The sequence below is a fragment of the Comamonas testosteroni TK102 genome, assembly GCF_000739375.1.
Classification (GTDB): Bacteria; Pseudomonadota; Gammaproteobacteria; order Burkholderiales; family Burkholderiaceae_C; genus Comamonas; species Comamonas brasiliensis.
Genome location: NZ_CP006704.1, coordinates 5,776,762 through 5,796,495 on the forward strand (window position 1 = coordinate 5,776,762; position 19,734 = coordinate 5,796,495).

The 19,734-nt window shown below is 65.8% G+C and carries 20 protein-coding genes; 14 read left to right on the forward strand and 6 right to left on the reverse strand.

Annotation, left to right across the window (positions count from 1 at the left end; all coding sequences use genetic code 11):
• Positions 1-354 (forward strand): ribbon-helix-helix domain-containing protein, encoded by a 354-nt coding sequence (locus O987_RS26195; protein WP_043375706.1) that lies wholly within the window; start codon positions 1-3, stop codon positions 352-354.
• 3 nt (positions 355-357) lie between these two features.
• Here O987_RS26195 and O987_RS26200 read toward each other — a convergent pair whose 3' ends face one another.
• From O987_RS26200 to trxA, 3 genes are all read right to left on the reverse strand, one after another.
• Complete coding sequence (locus O987_RS26200) at positions 358-849, reverse strand: META domain-containing protein (protein ID WP_235214224.1); 492 nt, start codon at positions 847-849, stop codon at positions 358-360.
• Between the two features lie 62 nt (positions 850-911).
• Complete coding sequence (locus tag O987_RS26205) at positions 912-1,892, reverse strand: nuclease-related domain-containing protein (RefSeq protein WP_043375710.1); 981 nt, start codon at positions 1,890-1,892, stop codon at positions 912-914.
• A gap of 198 nt (positions 1,893-2,090) precedes the next feature.
• Positions 2,091-3,041 carry a thioredoxin gene (gene trxA / locus O987_RS26210; protein ID WP_043006621.1) on the reverse strand — a complete coding sequence of 317 codons (951 nt, stop codon included), beginning with the start codon at positions 3,039-3,041 and terminating at the stop codon, positions 2,091-2,093.
• Positions 3,042-3,360: 319 nt separating this feature from the next.
• Between trxA and O987_RS26215 the strand changes: the two genes are divergently transcribed.
• The 10 genes from O987_RS26215 (at position 3,361) to O987_RS26260 (ending at position 13,625) form a co-directional block, all read left to right on the forward strand.
• Positions 3,361-4,338, forward strand: coding sequence for an ABC transporter ATP-binding protein (locus O987_RS26215; RefSeq protein WP_043375713.1), 978 nt, complete (start codon positions 3,361-3,363; stop codon positions 4,336-4,338).
• Positions 4,335-5,747: a hypothetical protein gene (locus tag O987_RS26220; protein ID WP_043375715.1), complete on the forward strand. Its 1,413-nt coding sequence runs from the start codon at positions 4,335-4,337 to the stop codon at positions 5,745-5,747. Before O987_RS26215 ends, O987_RS26220 begins: the two co-directional genes overlap by 4 nt.
• A 100-nt stretch (positions 5,748-5,847) precedes the next feature.
• Positions 5,848-6,342 (forward strand): 5-(carboxyamino)imidazole ribonucleotide mutase, encoded by a 495-nt coding sequence (purE, locus tag O987_RS26225; protein WP_003072555.1) that lies wholly within the window; start codon positions 5,848-5,850, stop codon positions 6,340-6,342.
• A complete protein-coding gene (locus tag O987_RS26230) occupies positions 6,339-7,511 on the forward strand; it encodes a 5-(carboxyamino)imidazole ribonucleotide synthase (RefSeq protein ID WP_043375718.1) in 1,173 nt (390 codons plus the stop codon). The genes purE and O987_RS26230 overlap by 4 nt, the downstream gene beginning before the upstream one ends.
• A gap of 191 nt (positions 7,512-7,702) precedes the next feature.
• Entirely contained in the window at positions 7,703-8,701 is a 999-nt protein-coding gene (locus tag O987_RS26235) for an L-threonylcarbamoyladenylate synthase (protein ID WP_043375720.1), read from the forward strand.
• 110 nt (positions 8,702-8,811) lie between these two features.
• Entirely contained in the window at positions 8,812-9,828 is a 1,017-nt protein-coding gene (locus O987_RS26240; protein WP_003072550.1) for an ABC transporter substrate-binding protein, read from the forward strand.
• On the forward strand, positions 9,825-10,718 hold the full coding sequence (locus tag O987_RS26245) for an ABC transporter ATP-binding protein (protein ID WP_043375722.1): 894 nt from the start codon (positions 9,825-9,827) through the stop codon (positions 10,716-10,718). Before O987_RS26240 ends, O987_RS26245 begins: the two co-directional genes overlap by 4 nt.
• Positions 10,715-11,548 (forward strand): ABC transporter permease, encoded by an 834-nt coding sequence (locus tag O987_RS26250; protein WP_043375724.1) that lies wholly within the window; start codon positions 10,715-10,717, stop codon positions 11,546-11,548. Before O987_RS26245 ends, O987_RS26250 begins: the two co-directional genes overlap by 4 nt.
• On the forward strand, positions 11,541-12,422 hold the full coding sequence (locus tag O987_RS26255; protein ID WP_043375726.1) for a hypothetical protein: 882 nt from the start codon (positions 11,541-11,543) through the stop codon (positions 12,420-12,422). Before O987_RS26250 ends, O987_RS26255 begins: the two co-directional genes overlap by 8 nt.
• A gap of 36 nt (positions 12,423-12,458) precedes the next feature.
• The gene (locus tag O987_RS26260) at positions 12,459-13,625 is read left to right on the forward strand and encodes an acyl-CoA dehydrogenase family protein (RefSeq protein WP_043375728.1); all 1,167 of its coding nucleotides are present in this window, start codon (positions 12,459-12,461) and stop codon (positions 13,623-13,625) included.
• A 61-nt stretch (positions 13,626-13,686) separates the two neighbouring features.
• On the opposite strand, the gene O987_RS26265 is transcribed toward O987_RS26260, so the two are convergent.
• The 3 genes from O987_RS26265 to dacB form a co-directional block, all read right to left on the reverse strand.
• A complete protein-coding gene (locus tag O987_RS26265) occupies positions 13,687-14,358 on the reverse strand; it encodes an OmpW/AlkL family protein (RefSeq protein ID WP_003060463.1) in 672 nt (223 codons plus the stop codon).
• A gap of 33 nt (positions 14,359-14,391) precedes the next feature.
• Positions 14,392-15,582 (reverse strand): SGNH/GDSL hydrolase family protein, encoded by a 1,191-nt coding sequence (locus tag O987_RS26270; RefSeq protein WP_019044142.1) that lies wholly within the window; start codon positions 15,580-15,582, stop codon positions 14,392-14,394.
• 239 nt (positions 15,583-15,821) lie between these two features.
• Positions 15,822-17,270, reverse strand: coding sequence for a D-alanyl-D-alanine carboxypeptidase/D-alanyl-D-alanine-endopeptidase (gene dacB, locus O987_RS26275; RefSeq protein ID WP_003060458.1), 1,449 nt, complete (start codon positions 17,268-17,270; stop codon positions 15,822-15,824).
• A 173-nt stretch (positions 17,271-17,443) separates the two neighbouring features.
• Here dacB and tsaB point away from each other — a divergent pair, with 173 nt between their 5' ends.
• From tsaB to O987_RS26290, 3 genes are read left to right on the forward strand one after another with little or no spacing between them, the layout of a single operon-like run.
• Entirely contained in the window at positions 17,444-18,151 is a 708-nt protein-coding gene (gene tsaB, locus O987_RS26280) for a tRNA (adenosine(37)-N6)-threonylcarbamoyltransferase complex dimerization subunit type 1 TsaB (RefSeq protein ID WP_043375731.1), read from the forward strand.
• Between the two features lie 7 nt (positions 18,152-18,158).
• Positions 18,159-18,671, forward strand: coding sequence for a ribosomal protein S18-alanine N-acetyltransferase (rimI, locus tag O987_RS26285; protein WP_003060455.1), 513 nt, complete (start codon positions 18,159-18,161; stop codon positions 18,669-18,671).
• Complete coding sequence (locus O987_RS26290) at positions 18,662-19,573, forward strand: uracil-DNA glycosylase family protein (RefSeq protein ID WP_043375733.1); 912 nt, start codon at positions 18,662-18,664, stop codon at positions 19,571-19,573. Before rimI ends, O987_RS26290 begins: the two co-directional genes overlap by 10 nt.
• The last annotated feature ends 161 nt before the right edge of the window (positions 19,574-19,734 follow it).

Genomic DNA, 19,734 nt, shown 5'->3' on the forward strand with positions numbered 1-19,734 from the left:
ATGTGCCAGGTCTTTATCAGCGCCGATCCCCAGCTCTGGGCCCACCGGGCCCGCTCCATCCGGCTGCATGGAGTCGCCACCAGCATCCGGCTGGAAAACCTGTTCTGGCAGGTACTCGAAGAGATTGCTGCGCGGGACGGCTATACCGTGCCCCAGCTTTGCACCAAGCTCTACGACGAGCTGCTGGCCGAGCGCAAAGCGGTGGACAACTTCAGCTCTTTTCTGCGCGTCTGCTGCACCCGCTACCTGGCGCTGCAGCTGTCGGGCGATATTCCGCAGGACATGGGCATACCGATTCGCTCGCTGGGCAATGCCGCGTCACCCCAGTCCGCCAGCCCGCAACTGACACACTGAGGCTCAGCGCAGATACACGGCCTCGAACCTCAGCAGCACACGCCCCTCGGCATCGCTGAGCACCAGTTTCTGCCCCTGCACGGCATAGCTGCTGACCTGAGCCAGCGTGGCCAGCAGCTGCTGCTCCCGGCGCATGCCCTGCACACAGGCCATGCGGGTGCCGCCCACGGCTGAAAAACGCAGCCAGCGCCCGTCCAGGCTGTAGCTGCCGCGCAGGCGATTGCAGCCGCCCGCGCCATGAAAGCGACCGCTGCCGGTCTCCAGCACCAGATGCGGCTCGGGCTGGTTGTCATAGGCGCTGACATGCGGGCCATCACCCAGCTGCACCAGCTTCCAGTAGGTATTGAGCAGCGGTGCCGGCACCGCGGCCATGGCTTCGCCCTCGGACGCCGCGCTCCCTGCATCTGCAGCGGCGCCAGCCAGGACGCCCAAGAGCAAGAGCACCCCCAGTGCGGTGCCAAGCAAGGCGCGCAGGTTCGAGAAAGCAGTGATCACAAACACCTCTCTGGCCATAGACACAGACAGACAAAGCGCTGGCAGCTCATATTTCAGGAGTATCAGACCTGCCCGCGGACAAAGCTGCAAGCCGCCGCATTGGTACAGCGCCAGATGGCCTGCCCCGCCAACGGCCCGCGCTGCATCAGCAACTTGCGCAGCGGCCATTCGCATTGCGGGCAGACCGGCACATCATCGATCCGCCCGGGCAGCAGCGGCTCTACAGCCTCTGCTGCAGTGTCAGGCACCGCAGCCGAAGCCGCAACCGCTGACTGGGCGAGCGGCACCTGAATGACAGGCTCCAGCAGAATATCCACGGTCTCGGGCGCGGGCGGCTTGACCAGCTGGGCCGCAGCTTCCACCACCGGCTCCAGTCTGGGCTTGCGTGCCTTGCTGGCCGCCTGCAGCTGGCGCACATGCGCCACATGCCGCCTGTCGGTGGCACGGCCTGGCTGCAGCCGCAGTGTTTCGAGCTTATCCAGCTGCGCCTGCATTTGCTCGGGGCTCCACACGGGCTGGGTAAAGCTCTGGATATGGCCGACAAAGCCGAGGCCGCGCGTGACATGAGCCGGCATCTCGGTCTTGAACTCGCAGTCGCCCACAAAGGCGATCACCGAGTGCAGATGCTCGGGCGCAATGTCCAGCAGCGACTGCAAGGTCTTGACGTGCTTGTAGTTCTGGCGCAGCGGGTTCTGGAAGCGGCTGCGCTTTCTGAAAATCTGCTGCGTCCATTCGCGCTGCTTTTCGGTGCCAAAAATCCAGCCCTGGTAGTTCTTGGTTTCCAGCACGAACAGGCCGTAGGGCGAAAAGATCAGATGGTCGATCTGCGTGCTGCCACCATCCGCCGTGGGCAGGGTGACGTTGTGCATGTCCACATAGATCAGCGGATTGAGTTGCCGGCGGATCGCTGCCTGCACGGCCCGCTCGCCGCGCCAGCCCTTGAAGCGTGGCGAGCGCAGCACGGCCGCCAGCACCGCGAACGCCAGCCCCAGTCCCAGATAAACAAAGAGGCCCTGAAAGGCCACTGAAAAGATCTGATCCATCGCGAGTCTCATTCAACGCAAGCAGCAAAAACTGGCGTGCCCCAAGGCAAGGGACAGCGAGCAATGCCTGGGCGGCCCCCGCCACCGCGCAGCGAAGCTGTCGTCCCCCTCCCATAGCGCGAAGCGCGTTGAGAGAGGGGCACCCGGCCAGGGGGGAAGGCGCGGGGCCGCCCAGGCAAGGCGCCTCAGGGGGAGCCTTCAATTCAACGCCATGCTCAGCCTGCGGCGATAGCTGTTGACCAGCGCCGTGGCCTCGTCCTGCTCGGCACTGTTCTTGCCCAGCAGCTCGATGCCGCCGCTGGTCTTGCCGGGCACGGCGTCCTGCTTCTTGGGCTTGGGCGGGGTCAGCAGCTCCAGCACGCCGACGATGAGCTTGCGCGCCGCCTGATCGTTCCAGGTCTTGTCGCGCATGATGATTTCCAGCATTTCGTCCATGGCATCGGTCCACTGGCTGTGGGCCAGCAGGGCACGGGCGCGGCCAAAGCGGGCGTCGAAGTCGCGCTTGTTGGCCGCGATGGCGGCGTCGTACTTGGCCACGTCGGCATTGTCGCCCTGCACGGCGAATTCCAGCGCCTTGAGCCACTGGTTCAGCGCTTCGAAGCGCAGCGGCTGGGGAATGCGCTTGACGGGCTCGGCCAGCAGGGCTGCGGCTTCCTCGAAGCTGCCGGTAGCGATCAGCAGGCGCACATAGTCAAAGCGCGCATCGTCATTGGCCGGGTCGGCCGCCAGCGCGTCGGCCAGCTTCTGCAACGCCGCCTGGGTGTCGCCGGACTCCAGCAGGGCCTGGGCCTCGTCGGCGTCAGCCTCGGCCGCCAGCTCGCCCTCGGAGGGCAGATGCTTGTCCAGAAACTCGCGCAGCTTGCCTTCGGGCTGGGCGCCCATGAAGCCGTCCACGGGCTTGCCGCCGATCATCAGCACGCAGGTCGGGATGGAGCGAATGCCGAACATGCTGGCCAGCTGCTGCTCCTGATCGGAGTCGATCTTGACCAGCTTGAAGCGGCCCTCATAGGCGACTTCCAGCTTTTCCAGCACCGGACCCAGCGTCTTGCAGGGGCCGCACCAAGGCGCCCAGAAGTCCACCAGCACGGGCACGGCCATGGAGGCAGCTACGACTTCGGCTTCAAAATTCTCGAGGGTGACGTCAATCATGTGATTCCCAATGCTGCTTGTGCGCTGCCACCCGGGCAGCGGCGCTGAAAAGTCTGCGAGCCGGCCACTCCAGCAGAGTGCCCACCGCGCGATGCTGCGATTCTCCACGCAAATGCGCGAGCGCAAGCCATAGACCAGGTCGAACCGGGTCTTTGCTACTCAGATGGGAGCAGCTTGCGCATGTTTCAAGGTCGATTCGAGGTGTTTTATGCCGAAAACCAATGGACTGCATGCGCAAGCAGCTACGGTTTCAAGAGTAAGCGCCCCGCAGCCGCGCTCGCCCCTGGGCTATATTGCTTGCGAACCAAGGAGCGCAGACTTGATTGAAGTTTCACAACTGGTGTTTGAATATCCGGGCCACCGCGCCCTCGACGGCGTGAGCCTGTCCATCGCCGCGGGCAGCGTGACGGCACTCGTCGGCCCCAACGGCGCCGGCAAGTCCACGCTGATGCGCTGCATTGCCGGCCTCGAGCAGCCGCTGTCGGGCCAGGTTCGCGTCAAGGGCCTGTCGGTCGAGGAGCAGCCGCGCGAGGTGCACCGCCACCTGGGCTATCTCTCGGATTTCTACGGCCTGTACGACCGGCTCAGCGTGATGCGCTGCCTGCAGTACTCGGCCCTGTCCATGGGCGTGGCGCCCGACGGAGTGGAGGCCCGCGTGCAGCAGGTGGCCCAGCAACTGGGCCTGACGCAGCTGCTGCACCGCCACCCGACCGAACTCTCGCGCGGCCAGCGCCAGCGCGTGGCGATCGGCCAGGCCATCGTCCATCAGCCCAGCGTGCTGCTGCTTGACGAGCCGGCCAGCGGCCTCGATCCCGATGCGCGCAGCAGCCTCTCGACGCTGTTTCGCCAGTTGCAGGCCCAGGGCATGACGCTGATCGTCTCCAGCCACATCCTCAGCGAGCTGGACGAGTACTGCACTCACATCCTGAGCATTCGCGACGGCCGCATCGAAAGCCACGAGGCGCTGCAGAGCGCCCATGGCGAGGGCCTGCCCGCCGTCGCCGGCCAGCAGCCCCAGCTCTATGCGCTGGAAGTGGCCATGGAGCCAGGCGAAGGCCTGGAGACGCGCCTGCGTCAGGCCTTGCTGAGCACCTCGGTGCAGGACTTCGATGCCACGGGCCGCCGCCCGATCCAGCTGTGGCTGCCTGCTGCCGCCGGCGCACGCGCCCAATGGCTGGCCCAGCTGGTGCAGGCCGGCATTCCGGTCGCCGCGCTGTACCCGGTGCGCGAGCGGCTGCAGGACCGCTATGCGCGCACGGCCCAGTCCCGCGATACCGAAAGTCAGGAGCAAGCATGAGCCAACGCAATCCCGAATTCCAGCGCCAGCTCTGGCTGAACTGGCGCCCCTCGCTGCTGGCCTGGAGCCTGGGCCTGAGCCTGCTCATCCTGGCCCTGCCCTTCGCCCTGTCCTCTGCCAAGGGTCTGCCCGGCACGCTGAGCATGACCGCCATCGCCGGCCTGTACCTGGCCGCCATCATCTACGGCAGCGTGCTGGCCGGACGCAGTCTGGCCGAGGAAGCCAGCCAGAACACCTGGGACTGGCAACGCCTGTCCGTGCTCACGCCCTGGCAGATGGCCTGGGGCAAGCTGCTGGGCGCCACCTTGCCAGCCTGGCTGTATGTGCTGTGGTTTGCGCTGGCCGTGGTGGGCGTGACCCACTTCTGGGCACTGGAGCCCCTGAAGCTGCAGCACACGATTGGCCTGGCCGTGCTCTGGGGCCTGGGCCTGCAGACCTGGGCCATGAACTCCGTGCTCATGAGCTGGGGACTGAGGGACAGGCCCATCAATCGCCGGCGCGCGGCCCTGCTGCCCCTGCTGCTGCTGTTCTTCGCCCCCGGCCCCTTTATCGACCATGTCTACAAAGGCATGGTGGACAGCGATGCCGCGCCGGTGTTCTGGTGGGGCCTGGACGTGGGCGGCCTGGGCCTGGCCTATCTGGCCGGTGCGCTGATACTGGGCCTGGGCCTGCTGGCCCTGTGGCGCCAGCTCTGCACCCGGCTCGATGTACACACCCTGCCCTGGGCCTGGCCGCTGGGCCTGGCACTGACGGGATTTTTCGCGGCCGGCACGCTCAACCAGGGCATTGCCGCATTTTTCAGCAGCACCGCCTGGATCGCGCTGATCGGCACCGCCTATGTCGCCCTGCAGCACATGGACCAGCATCTGCGTGCCTGGCGCCAGGTGCAATGGTCGGTCAGCCGCCAGCGCTGGCGTGAGGCACTGGAGGCGCTGCCGCTGTGGCCGGTCAGCCTGCTGCTGGGCTTTGTCATGGCCTTGCTGCTGCTGTTCGCCCCCCAAAGCCTGGAGGCCGCCATCAGCGGCGAACTCAACAGCTTCACTCTCTATCTGTGCCTGCATCTGCTGCGCGACTGCCTGCTGCTGACTGGCTTCGCCCTGCTGACAGGCAAGCTCAAGTCCCCGCTGGCCTCGTTTGTCGTCGCCTGGCTGATCCTCAACATCGCCGCGCCGCTGCTGGCCTATGGCGCTGGCGGCCATAGGGGCGCCATGCTGGTCCAGCCGGTCGTGGCCATGTGGATGGCTCCTTCGGATGCAGCAACGCAGGCCGGCTCCTGGCTGAGCTATCTGCCCTGGGCCTCTCTGAGCCTGCAGACCCTGGCTGCGCTGGCCTGGGTCGTCCATGTCTTCAGGGACCGCGTGCTGGGCTTTGCACGCGACAACGCGGCCGCCCGCATCCGGGGGTCATAGATGCTTTGACCGGGTGGCTTTGCCCCACAGCTGCCCGGCAATGCAGCGAAAACGTAAAATCAGGGGTTCCACTAGGCCGGGCGGCAGCGCCCTGAAGAACATGAACCCCATCCAAGTTGGCGTAGTCATGGGTTCCAGCAGCGACTGGGACACCATGCAACACGCAGTTGCCATCCTCCAGCAATTCGGTATCGCTTTTGAAGCCCAGGTCGTATCGGCCCACCGCATGCCGGACGACATGTTCCGCTTTGCCGAAGCCGCAGCCGACCGTGGCCTCAAGGCCATCATCGCCGGTGCCGGCGGTGCTGCCCACCTGCCCGGCATGATTGCCGCCAAGACCACCGTGCCAGTGCTCGGCGTGCCCGTTGCCAGCCGCCACCTGCAAGGCGTGGACTCGCTGCACTCCATCGTGCAGATGCCCAAGGGCGTGCCCGTGGCCACCTTTGCCATCGGCAATGCCGGTGCGGCCAATGCGGCCCTGTTTGCCGTGGCCCTGCTGGCCAATGAAGATGCCGAGCTGCGCAAAAAGCTCGAAGCCTTCCGCGCCGAGCAGACCGAAGCGGCCCGCAACATGACCCTGCCGGTGAACGCATGAGCGCCCGCGACACGCAAGTGATACTGCCGGGTGCGACCCTCGGCGTGCTGGGCGGCGGTCAGCTGGGCCGCATGTTTGCCCATGCCGCTCAGGCCATGGGCTATTTCACCGCCGTGCTGGACAAGGACGAGACCAGCCCCGCCGGTCTGGTAAGCCACCAGCATGTGCGCACCGGCTACGAAGACGCCAAGGGCCTGGCCGAGCTGGCCGGACTCTGCGCGGCAGTCACCACCGAATTCGAAAACGTGCCCGCAGGCTCGCTGAACAAGCTGGCCGAGAGCCTGCCCGTATCGCCCGCCGGCTCGGCCGTGGCGATCGCCCAGGACCGCGCTGCCGAAAAAGCCCACTTCGTGAAGTGCGGCGTCCCCTGCGCCCCCTATGCCGTGATCGAGACGAACGAGCAGCTGGCGGCCGTCAACGACGCACTGCTGCCCGGCATCCTCAAGACCGCGCGTATGGGCTATGACGGCAAGGGTCAGATCCGCGTCAAGACCCGCGACGAGCTGATCCAGGCCTGGGACGAGCTCAAGCAGGTAGCCTGCGTGCTCGAAAAAATGCTGCCGCTGGCGCACGAATGCTCGGTCATCGTGGCCCGCGGCCGCAATGGCGACATCGTCAACCTGCCCGTGCAGCGCAATCTGCACCGCGACGGCATTCTGGCCGTGACCGAGGTCTACGAAGGCAACGTGCCCGCAGCACAGGCAGAGCAAGCGGTAGCCGCTGCGAAATCCGTAGCTATCGGCCTCGACTACGTCGGCGTGCTCTGCGTGGAATTCTTTGTGCTGGACAACGGCCAGCTAGTGGTCAACGAGATCGCCCCGCGCCCGCACAACAGCGGCCACTACAGCCAGAACGCGATGGATGTGTCGCAGTTCGAGCTGCAAGTGCGCTGCATGACCAATCTGCCCCTGGTACAGCCGCGCCAGCACAGCGCCACCATCATGCTCAACCTGCTGGGCGACCTGTGGTTCAAGGACGGCGAAACCGCCAAGGCTCCTGCCTGGGATCAGATCCTGGCCCTGCCAGGCGCCCACCTACATCTGTATGGCAAGGTCGATGCCAAGCCGGCCCGCAAGATGGGCCACTTGAACATCACCGCGGCCAGTCCCGAAAAAGCGCGTGAAACCGCTTTGAAGGCGGCCGAGATCCTCGGCATTGAAGCGTTCTGATAACACCCCCTGAGCGGCTTTGCCTAGGCGGCCCCGCCGCTTCCCCCTAGCCGGGCGCCCCTCTCTCGCTACGCGGGAGGGGGACGACGCCCTCGCTGCGGGGCGGCCCTTGCTCGGCGTCCTTCGCTGCTGCTCTGCAAGCGCAAAAACACCGCACATACAGCGGCGCAGTGCATGAAAGAGGAATTGAAATGATCTTGGATGGAACGCTGAAAGCCTCGGTGCAAGCCGCTGCGCTCGCCCTGCAGCAAGGCCGGCTGCTGGGCCTGCCCACCGAGACGGTCTACGGTCTGGCCGCAGACAGCGACAACGACGCCGCCGTGGCGCAGATCTTTGCCGCCAAGGGGCGCCCGGCCAACCATCCGCTGATCGTGCATGTGGCCGATGCGGCCGCCATCACCCGCTATGCCAAGGAAGTCCCGGTCTTTGCCCAGCAACTGATCGACGCATTCTGGCCCGGCCCGCTGACCCTGATCCTGCCGCGCCTGCCGCATGCTGCCAAGGCATCGACAGGGGGCCAGGACAGCGTGGGCCTGCGCTGCCCGTCCCACCCCGTGGCCCATGCGGTGCTGCAGGCCTGCCAGCAGCTCGATCCGCCGGTCTGGGGCGTCTCGGCCCCCAGCGCCAACAAGTTCGGCCGCGTCAGTCCCACCACGGCCGAGCATGTGGCCACCGAGTTTGGCGAAGAACTGCTGGTGCTCGATGGCGGCGCCTGCGAAGTGGGCATTGAATCGACCATCGTCGACTGCACGCGGGGCGTGCCCGTGCTGCTGCGCCCCGGCGCCATCACGCGTGACGATATCGAGCGTGCCTGCGGCCTGCGACCGCTCTCGAAAGAAGAGCTGACTGCGGATACCCCACGTGCATCGGGCACGCTTTTGGCGCACTACGCGCCCAACGCCAAGGTGCGGCTCATGGATGCCGGACAGCTGCAATCGGCGCTGGACATCCTGGGCAAGGATGGCAGGAATATTGCCATCTATCACCGCAGCCCCCTCAATGTCACAACGACCCAGCTGCTGCTGCGCCGCATGTCCGACGAGCCGCGCGACGTGGCCCGCGAGCTGTTCGGCATGCTGCGCAATTTCGACGACTGGGGTGCCAAGCTGATCTGGATCGAAACCCCTCCCGACACTGCCGACTGGGAAGGCGTGCGCGACCGCCTGCAGCGTGCCGCGGCTGCGGGCTGAGCGGCCTCTTAGCTGATTTCCAAGTAAAGATACAAATTTTTATTCGTTTTCTTTATTAGACGCCTTCTCTAACCTTGCTTGCTTCAACAGCAACTTCAAAGGTTAGAACCATGGGAACCCGTCGCGACGCGCTTGGCAAGCTTCTGTCCATCAGTGCAGCATCCCTGGGCTTGGCGGCTTGCTCGCGCTCCGACAACCAGGCCAGCAGCGAAACCACCCGCACGGCACAAAATGGCAAGGTCGTTCCCTTCAACTACCCCGACAACCCGTCTTTCGACCTGATCTATCTGGCCGACAGACTGGGTTACTTCGACGGGACCTCCACCCGCCCCAACTACGTGGGCAAGATTGCCGCCCCCCAGATCATTCCGCTGGTCGGCACGGGCGACATCCATTTCGGCTCGCGCATGGTGCCGCTGGTGATTTCGGCCATTGCGGCCGGGGCCGACATGAAGGTGATTGCCGCCGGCAGCAAGACGCTGCAGGAGGCGCCGCATATGAAGTACTTCGTGCGCAAGGACTCGGGCATCCGCACGCCCAGGGATCTGGAAGGCAAGACCATAGGCTTCAACAGCTTCGGCGCCTGCGCCGAGTTTGTCTCCAAGACCTATTTCCGCGAGCACGGCGCCGATGTCAACAAGATCAACTTCCTGGTTGTTCCCGACAACCAGGGCGAGCAGGCCGTGATCGGCCGCAATGTGGATCTGGCCATCATCCACCCACCCCATTCCGGCGGTGCCGAAGCCAATCCCGAGCTGCAGCGCCTGTGGACCGACTACGACCTGGACCGCGGCCTGGGCGGCATGGCGCCCTATAGCGTCAACGGCAAGTTTGCGCGCGAGAACCCGCAGGCCGTGCGCGATGTGGTCACCGCCATCGCCAAGGCCGGCAACTGGGTCAACGCCAACACCGACGAAGCACGCCGCTACACGGCCGAGCGCCTCGGCATGGAGCTCAAGCATGTGGAGCGCTATGCCTATGTGGACGATCAGATCATCACCGAGCCGCCCATCCAGTACTACATCGACGTGCTGGAACGTGAAGGCAAGCTGCAGCCGGGCAAGGTGGCGGTCAAGGATGTGTACACCAACGAGTTCAACCCCTTTGCCAAGGGAGCGGCGACATGAGCACGGCCCTCGACGACTCTGGCTCCGCCATCAAGATCCGGGCACGCGATGTGCGCATGGATTTCGCCATTGCCGACGAGCGCGGCCGCAAGCAGCAGATCGCCGCCCTGCAGGACTTCAATCTCGATATCCGTGAAGGCGAGTTCTTCACCCTCCTCGGGCCTTCAGGCTGCGGCAAGTCCACGTTTCTCAATGTGCTCGCCGGGCTGGCGCGCAAGACCGGCGGCAGCATCAGCATCGACGGCCAGCCGGCCAGCGGCATCAACCGCGAGCAGGGCGTGGTGTTCCAGGGCTATGCGCTGTTTCCTTGGCGCACCGTGCTGGAGAACATCGAGGTCGGGCTGGAGATCCGCAAGATTCCCAAACGCGAGCGCCGGGAGACTGCCGAGCAGTTTCTGCACCTGGTGGGGCTCAGCGGCTTCGGCCAGCGCTACCCGCACGAACTCTCGGGCGGCATGCGTCAGCGTGTGGCCATCGCCCGCTCCCTGGCCTATTCGCCCAGCCTGCTGCTGATGGACGAACCGTTTGCCGCCCTGGATGCCCAGACACGCGAAATCCTGCAGTCCGAGCTGCTGCGCATCTGGGAGCAGCACAAGACCACCATCGTCTTCATCACCCACAGCCTCGATGAAGCCATCTATCTGTCGGACCGCATCGCCGTCATGACGCACCGACCCGGTCGCATCAAATCCGTTCTGGACATAGCGCTGCCGCGTCCGCGCCCCGCCGAAATACGCCACGCCCCGGCCTTTGTGCAACTGCGCGAACAGGCCTGGGATGTGCTGCGCGACGAAGTTGCCTTCGCCAGCGGCCACCGCCAGCAACCGCTGGCACCGCTGCTGCCCACCGCCCCTGATTTCAGCCTGGCCTTGCGAGGATTTGCCATATGAGCCAACTGGCCGCATCCCCATCCCGGCGCCCCGCCAAGCCGGTGTCGCTGCTTTCCTCCCGGCAACTCGGGCTCCAATGGCTGGAGCGCTCAGCCTGCGTGCTGCTGTTCTTTGCCATCTGGGAATTCCTGCCGCGCGCGGGACTGGTCAATTCGGCCTTTCTCAGCCCGCCATCCGCGGTTCTGGCGGCCATCGTCCAGCTGGCGCAGACCGGCCAGCTGGGCAAGCATGTGGCGGCCAGCCTGCAACGCTCGCTGGCAGGGCTGATTCTGGCCGTCGTGACAGGCGTGGCGCTGGGCCTGCTGATGGGCGTGGTGCGCCGCTTCGAGGCCTTCGTCGACCCCTTGCTGCAGCTGTTCCGTCAGGTCTCTGCCCTGGCGCTGTTTCCGGTCTTTCTGCTGTTCTTCGGCATCGGCGAAGCCTCCAAGATCGCCATCATCTTCTGGGCCGCTTTCTGGCCGGTGCTGCTCAACACCATCAGCGGCGTCAAGCAGGTGGAAAAGCTGCTGATCCATTCGGCGCTGTCCATGGGGGCCTCGCGCGGCTTCATCTTCTTCAAGGTCATCCTGCCGGCGGCGGCGCCGTCCATCTTCACCGGCATCCGACTGGCGGGCGCCTATTCGATCACCGCGCTGGTCGCCGCCGAGATGATCGGCTCGCATGCAGGCCTGGGCTTTCTCACGCTGAACTCCCAGGAGATCTTCCAGATCCCCAGCATGTATGCCGGCATCGTGCTGCTGGCCGTTCTGGGCCTGGCCCTCAACTATGGGCTGGCCTTGCTGGAAAAGCGCCTGACGCGCTGGCGCAGCGGACTGGAGTTTCATGAGTAGCGCCACGCAATCCTGGCGACGCCTGGCGATTGCCGGCACCGCGCTGGCAGCAGCCGCTGCCGGCGCTGGCGTGCTGTGGCCGGCACTGCCGGATCTCGGCGGCACGCAGGCTGCAGGCCCGGTGCTGCAGCAGGCGCAGCGCCATGGCGTGCTCCATGTGGCCCTGCGCAGCTATGCGCGCCCTTCCCTGCCCGGCGACCCCCTGCCGCCAGAGCCGGATGTCTACGACCAGGCCCTGGCGGACTGGCTGGGCCGGCAACTGGGCACCAGTGTCAAAATCACCCCCGCAAGCGATGCCGACCTGGTGCTCGAAGGCGTGGCGTTGCAGGACGGCCCGGTCGCTGCTGATCGACAGACCGGCGGCAGCTATATGCCGCAGAGCCTGCAACTGCTGGTGCTCAAGCAGCAGGCCTCCCTCTGGAGCCGCCATGCCCCTGGTCACTGGAGCTCCTGGCTGCCGCATGTGGGGCAGAAGGCCGCCCCCAGACCCACGGCCTGCGTCGCCACGGGTCAGGCCTCTGCCAGCACCTTGCAGGCCCAGGGCCTGCAGCCTCTTTTCGCGCCATCCAGCATTCATGCAGTCAGCGATTTCCTGGCCGGCAAATGCCATGTTCTGGCCGAGTCTCCAGAGGTCATCGCGCGCCTGCTGCAACAGGACAACTGGCGCTTCTACACCCGTCTGGGCAACCGCTTTCGCACCACGGATCAGGCCCATGTCCGTCTGACCAAGGCCGATGCGCAGTCCACCCGCTGGCTGCAGCACGCCATCCAGCAATGGCAGCGCAGCGGTCTGCAGCAACGTGCGCAGGATAACCGTGTCAGCACGATTGCTCTGGAAGCTTCCTTGCTGGAAGACGGAGCCATCTGCCACTGACCACCCGCCTCTTTTCCGCTCTCCACCTTCTTCACCATGCTCTCCAGCCACTTCAACGATGTACTCGGCACCCTGGAAAAAACTGCCGTCGCACGCGACCGCCAGGGCGGCCATGCGGCAGCGGAAAAAGCCTTGCTGCGCGATGCCGGCCTGCTGCGCCTGGCGATCCCCCGCGAACATGGCGGCGATGCGCTGAGCTGGCCCGACATCTACCGCCATGTCCGGGCCCTGGCCGCAGTCGACAGCGCCCTGGCCCATGTGCTGGCGTTTCACCAGCTCCAGGTCGCCACCGTGCTGATCTATGGCTCGCGCCAGCAGCAGCGCCTCTGGCTGCGCCGCACCATCGATGAGAACGGCTGGTGGGGCAATGCGCTGAACCCGCGCGACACGCGTCTGCAGGCTCTGCCCCGCAGCTCGGAGCTGGCCGGCGGTTATGTGCTCGACGGTCTGAAAGGTTTTTGCTCGGGCACACGCGGCTCTCACTACCTGACGGTATCGGCCAGCGTGGCAGGCCATGCGCAGCCCGTTCTGGGCCTGCTTGAGACCGCTTCGCCCGGCATTGCCGTCAAGGACGACTGGAACCCCATGGGCCAGCGTCAGACCGACAGCGGCTCGGTGCAGTTCAATCGCGTCCAGCTTCCCGCCAGCGCCGTCATGCGCGACGAGAATGCCGAAGTCACGGCCTTTCATACGCTGCGCAACTGCCTGGCGCAGCTGGTGCTGGTGAATCTGTTTGTCGGCGTGGCCCAGGGCGCGCGCCGGCAGGCACGCGACTACGCGCGCGAACATGGCCGGCCCTGGCTGGGCTCGGCGGTGGAGCGCGCCACCGACGATCCCTATCTGCTGCGCCGCATGGGCGAGATGCAGGCCCAGATTTCGGGGGCCGCCCTGATGGCCGACCACGGCGCAGCGCTGCTGCAAAAAGCCTGGGAGCGCGGCCCTGGGCTGAGCGCGGCGGAACGTGCCGAGGTCGCCATCGCCGTCTTCGAAGCCAAGGTCATGGCGCATCGCTGCACCCTGTTCGCCACCCAGGAAATGTTTGATGTGGTGGGCTCACGCGGCACCCATGCCGACCTCGGCTTCGACCGCTTCTGGCGCAATGTGCGCACCCATACCCTGCACGATCCGCTGGACTACAAGCTCCAGGCCCTGGGCCGCTGGGCCGTGCATGGCGAGGAGCCTTCGGCCCAGCACTACAACTGAAGCCGCAGCCAAAAAGAAAAATCCGGGACCAGCCCGGATTTTTCGTATCGGCCGCGCAGCCTCAGAAGCGGTAGCCTATGGCCATGGAAAACACATCGGGATTGAGCCTGACGCTGATGCTCTGGCCCGAAGACAGGTGGATCTTGGTCTTCAGAAAGCTCTTGGAGTAGGACGCATCCACAAACCAGCGCTCGTTGAACTGGTAGACAAAGCCCAGCTGCGCCAGCGCACCGAACTTGTCGTCGAGCTCGGCCGTGGTCGGATTGGCCAGCGTGCCGCCGCTCAGACCGTTGAGCGTGGCCGTGGTCTTTTCGCCATAGAAATGGGCATAGGTCACGCCGGCTCCCACATAGGGGCGAAACGCCGCCTTGGCCTCGTTGAAGCGGTACTGCAGCATCAGCGTCGCCGGTATCGCCTTGGTGCTGCCCAGCTTGCCCACGCCGGCAATCGCGCCGGCTCCCGTCAGGTCATGCTTGAAGGGCGTCGCCAGAGGCACGTCCAGCGCCAGATTGTCGGTCACCATATAGGTGATGCCGCCACCCAGCTGGGTGTTGCTGCCTGCGTCGACCTTGGTGTTGGGAAAGGATGGGGCCGACAGATTGCCGCTGCTCACATCGGGCGATAGATGGGTGATGCCCACACGTGCCGACCAGGTGCCCGCAGATTGGGCGCCGGCCAGGCCGCAGGCCGTCAGGGCCAGAACGGCGGCAGAAATCCGCATAGGTTTCTTCATTGTTGTCTCTCCTGATTCTTGCTGCGGATGGGCTTAGAGCCAGCCGGCCTGTGCCAGCGAACGCGACACCAGCTGACCCATCTGCTGGTAGCCGTAAGGGGTGGGGTGGAAGCTGTTGGCGAAGACATAGCTCTTCCACCAGTCGGGGCTGGTTTCGCCCTGAGGAATGTTGGCGGCCAGCTTGTCGGCACTGCAGGTGGACAGCTCGTCGGTACCGATCTTGGAGCAGACTGCCACCGTGGCATTGGTGAAGTTGTAGGCCGCAGGGTTGGAGATCTGGCTCTTGAACTCGGTATAGAAATCCACCACGGCAATGCGGCTGTCATTGCCTGCGGCGGTCTTCAGGGTGGCGTTGAACGCACTCACCCAGCCGTCCAGCAGGGCTTCGGCCTGCTTGGAGGCGGCCGTGCCCTGGGCCTGGGCGATCTGGGCCAGCACGGTGGTGAACTTGGGGGTCATCTGGATGGCCGGGATGTTCAGCACGGCGATGCGCGTGGCGCCCTTGGCCAGCAGATCCGTCTGCATGCTGGTCGCCAGGTTCTGGGCCAGCGTCTGCATGTACAGGCCGCCGGCCTTGACGATGCCGTCCGAGCCCTGGGACAGCAGGGCCGTCAGCGTTGCCGTATCGATCTTGGAAGCCAGGAAGGCCTGCAGGTACTTCTGCGCCGCCAGCGCCTTGGCGCCATCGGCAGGCGAACCCGTCACGGCATAGGTTGCAGCCGCCGACTGATAGGTCAGCACGGCCGTGATCAGCGCGGCTGCGTCATTGGCGCCGCCATCGATGAGGATCAGGTCGTTGGAGGACACACCGGCCGCGCCCGCATCCTTGATCTGCTGCAGCACGGAGATGGGCGAGTTCACCACCTGGCCGGAGGCATCGACATAGTTGATCTGCGCGCCGCCGATGGCGTAGTTGGTGCAGCCGGCATTGGCTGTCACAAACGTGGTCTGGCTGGTGGGCTTGTAATGCGCGCACAGCGAGGTGCTGTAGAGATCGGCAATGCGCTCAGGCCAGACCAGATAGGGCTTGCCGGTCGTCGGATCGTTGCCCTGCACGGTGAACTTGTAGCCGAAGGTGCCGCTGTCCGAGAGGCTGTCGCCCATGACCTTGACCGAAGTGACCTTGGCCTTGGGGGTGGTATCGGCTCCGCCTCCGCCGCCGCAGGCCGCCAGCAGGCCCACCGTTGCCATTGCCGCCGCCAAGAGTTTGAGTTTGCTTGCCAAGATGATGTTCTCCTGAGGTGTTGTGAATCGCACGGTCGTGCTTTTTTCCTCAGCGTCATCCTAGCGACACTCATCCAGGCGTTGTTATCGGGCAATTACCGATGGTCGGACAAAAATCCAACGCCCAAGAAACTGGTCATCAGGCTGTCACGCAACAAAAAAACCGGACCTGGGTCCGGTTTGTCGAGGCTGGCAAAGGGGGGCAATTGGGCAGGGATAGAGCGGCCGCCCCCGGGCGGCTACTGTGCCGCCGTCCAGTCCACCAGTGCATCCCAGGCCGTACGCGCCGCGGCCGCATTGGCATGGTTGGCCATGGCTACCAGCACATAGCGCTGGCCGCTGGCACCGTCGACATAGCCGGCCAGTGCCGCCGAGTCGCGCAGGCTGCCGGTCTTGAGGTGGGCCGCGCCCGCAAAGCGGCTCTTGCTGCGGCGCAGCGTACCGTCCACGCCGACGATGGGCATGGAGGAGACGAACTCGGGCATCACGGGCGAGACCCAGGCGTTCTGCAGCATCTGCCCCAGTCCGCTGGCCGTGATGCTGGCATTGCGGCTCAGGCCTGCACCGTTGTCCACCACGGGCTGCTCGGCATTGCCCCAGCGCGCGGCCCACCACTGGGCCAGCGACTGCCTGGCAGAGTCGAAGCTGGCCACGCCGGTGCGCTGCATGCCCAGGGTGAGCAGCACATGCTGGGCCATGATGTTGTTGCTGTATTTGTTGATGTCGCGCACCACTTCGGACAGTGCCGGAGACTCCAGCTGGAACGCCGGCTGCAGGCCCTGGGGCACGCTGCCGTCGCGCACGGCGCCGGTGAGCTTGCCGCCCAGCTCGCGCCACATGCCTTCTATGGCCTTGGCCGCAAAGCGCTCGGGCTGCGCCGGTGCGATGGACCAGCTCTTGTCGCCGCAGCTTGCCGGATAGCTGCCATTGAAGGCGATGCGCTGCGGATTGTTCATGTCCAGCTGCATTTTGCTGCGCCAGTCGCCGCAATCAGAAGCAGGAGCAGCCAGCGCAACTGTTTGCTGGTTTTCCATGCCAAACATTGGTGGATCGTACTGAATACGAGCGACACCAGCTCCTGCATCGGGAGCAATATTCAGCGCCACGGCCTTGTAGTTGATCAGCAGCGCATCGGGCGAGGCGTTGTAGGGCCGCCAGGGCTCGTTGTCGAAGACCGCCGCATCATGCGCGGGCAGCTGAAAGGCGCTGCGGTCCAGCACGATATCGCCCACGATGACCTTGATGCCCATGCCTTGCAGGCGGCGCAGCATCAGCCACAGGCGCTCCAGCACCAGCTTGGGGTCGCCCTGGCCCTGGATGTAGAGGTTGCCGCGCAGGGCACCATCGACCACCGGGCCGCCCAGATAGACGGGCGTGCGCCAGACATAGGCCGGGCCGAGCTGGTCGAGCGCCGCATAGGTGGTGACCAGCTTCATGACCGAGGCCGGATTCATGGCCTGGTGCGTGCGCCAGGCCAGGTTCGGTGGCGATCTGCCATCCACATTCATCACCAGCAGCGATACGGCATCGCGCGGAATCTTGGCGCGTTGCAGCGCCGCGTCCACGACAGCGGGAATGCGGGTGTCGGCAGGCAGGGACTGCGCCAGCGCGGGCTGGGCCAGCAGCGCCAGCAACGATGCGCCCAGCGCGCTCAGGGTCTTGCGAAGAAAGAAGGGGGTCTGCAGCATGGGGCCAGAGTCTACGCCGGGCTTCGCCCATGCCGGGCATTGGCAGCGCCCGCGGCAAGCTGGCGGCGGGCGTCCGATAATGCAGGGCTACGCTGCCCTCTCCCGCAGCCCAGTGCAGCCCAGTGCAGCCCTTATTGCGCTCCAGCCCGCCTGCGGCTGACGCCCCGCCGAACATGAATCTTCTCGCCATCGACACCAGTACCGATACCTTGTTTGTTGCCGTCCAGCGTGGCGATGCCATCTGGCAGCACAGCGGTCCGGGCGCGCAACAGTCGTCGGCCCAGTTGCTGCCGGCCATCCGCCAGCTCATGAAGGAGGCCGGGCTGAGCTTTGCGCAACTGGACGCCATTGCCTTCGGGCGCGGTCCCGGCTCCTTCACGGGCCTGCGTACGGCCTGCGCCATCACCCAGGGTCTGGCGTTTGCCGCCAAGGTTCCCGTGCTGCCCGTGGACTCGCTGCTCACCGTGGCCGAAGAGGCCCGTCATCTGCATGGCTGCACCGAGGTAGAGGCCGTGCTCGATGCGCGCATGCACGAGGTCTATCACGCCGCGTTCCGCTATGTGGACGGCCAGTGGATCGAGCCCGAGGACTTCGGCCTGTGCGCCCCCGAAGCTCTGCAGGCTGCAGCCGGCCATGCCGTGACGGGCAATGCCCAGCCCGTCTACCCCGAGCTGCTGGCGCCCGCCGCCCGCCATGTGCACGCCATGCCCACGGCCACGGCCATGCTGCGCCTGGCTCCGGCACTGTTGGCAAAAGGCTGCGCGGTGCCGGCCGAAGAGGCGCTGCCGCGCTATATCCGCGATAAAGTGGCAAAAACCACGGCCGAGCGCGAAGCCGAGAAGGCCGCCGCTGCTGCTGCCTCCGACGCCGCCTCCCGATAAGCACCTCATGACCTTGCCCAGCAGCTCCACACTCGCCACTGACGCCAGCACCCAGGATGCGGCATCCCTGGTGCATTTCGAGCCGCTGTCCGCGCTCTGGCTGGACACCCTGCTGCCGATCGAGGAGCAGGCCTATGTCCACCCATGGACGCGCGGCAACTTCCAGGATGCCATGGTGGCCGGCTACCAGATACAGCTGCTGGTCGATGCCGATCACCAGTTGCTGGGCTACTTTGTCGCCATGCAGGCGCTGGACGAGGTACATTTGCTCAATATCACCGTCAATCCGGCCTGCCAGCGCCAGGGCTGGGCGCGCGTGCTGCTCGACGCGCTGGCGCTTTGGTCGCGACAGCAGAATGCCCAATGGATCTGGCTGGAAGTGCGCGAAAGCAATGCCCGCGCCCGCGAGGTCTATCTCAGGCACGGCTTTGCCGAAGTCGGTCTGCGCAAGAACTACTACCCCAACCCCAACGGCCCGCGCGAACATGCGGTGCTCATGAGTCTGAAACTATGGCCCTGAACCTGGACGCCCGCCAGCGGGCCATGCTGGAAGCCATGGGCATCACCGTCTGGTTGCCCGAGCCCGTGGAACCCGCGGCAGTGTCTGCTGTCACTGCAGTCGCCGCCGCACCGTTACCGGTCGCCGAGCCCCTGCCCGTCGCGGCACCGGCAATGCGCGTGGCGCCGCCGGACCCCGTAAGCCCGCCCGTGGCGCAGGCCGCCGCGCCCGCAGCCGAGGCAGCGCCGGCACCGGTTCAGCCGCCCGCCCAGACCGCCAGACCCGTCAGTCCACCGCCCCAGCATCTGTCCGGCCACCGGGCGCACGAACCGCGCCAGTTCGTGCAGCAACCCGCCGCAGGCCCGGCCGGCGAGCCTGGCCTGGGCTGGACCATCAGCCCGGCCCAGCTGGTCTACCCCCATGCGCCTCAGCATGTGCAAAGCACCGAGCAAGGCGGCTGGCTGATCCTGCTGGAGCCTGCCGCCAACCCGCCCCTGCTGAGCCCCGCGCAAAGGCCTGCGGCCGACTGCGCCCAGACGGCGCTGCAGGGCGATGCCGCCAGGCTGCTGGACAATATGCTGCGCGCCCTCGGACTGCAGGAAAAGCCGCGCGTCTTCAGCGCCGCCCTGCACCGCGCGCCGCCCGATGCCGATCTCAGCCATGCCGAGGCACTGCAACCTGCACTGGAGACGCTGCTGCGCGAGCTGCGCCCCGACTGCGTGCTGGTCCTGGGCCTGGCCAGTGCACGCGCGGTGCTGGGCCGCCATGATGCGCTGGGCCGGCTGCGGGCCGAGCCGCACCACATTGCAGGCGTGCCCACGGTGGTGACCTACGACCCCAACTATCTGCTGCGTGCGCCGCAGGCCAAGGCCGGAGCCTGGGCCGACCTGGTGCAGGCCGACGCGTTTACCAAGGGGCTGTGACAGGCGGGCGACAAGCCCCGCTTACCCACTCCCCCAACTATGACGCACGCGACATGCTGCAGTGCAACGTAGCATAATCACTGGCTTCGAATTATTGAAAGACATCCGTGGAAACCTACCCTAGTTGGTAGCTTTCAGCTCCCGGTGAAGACTGCGGGGGT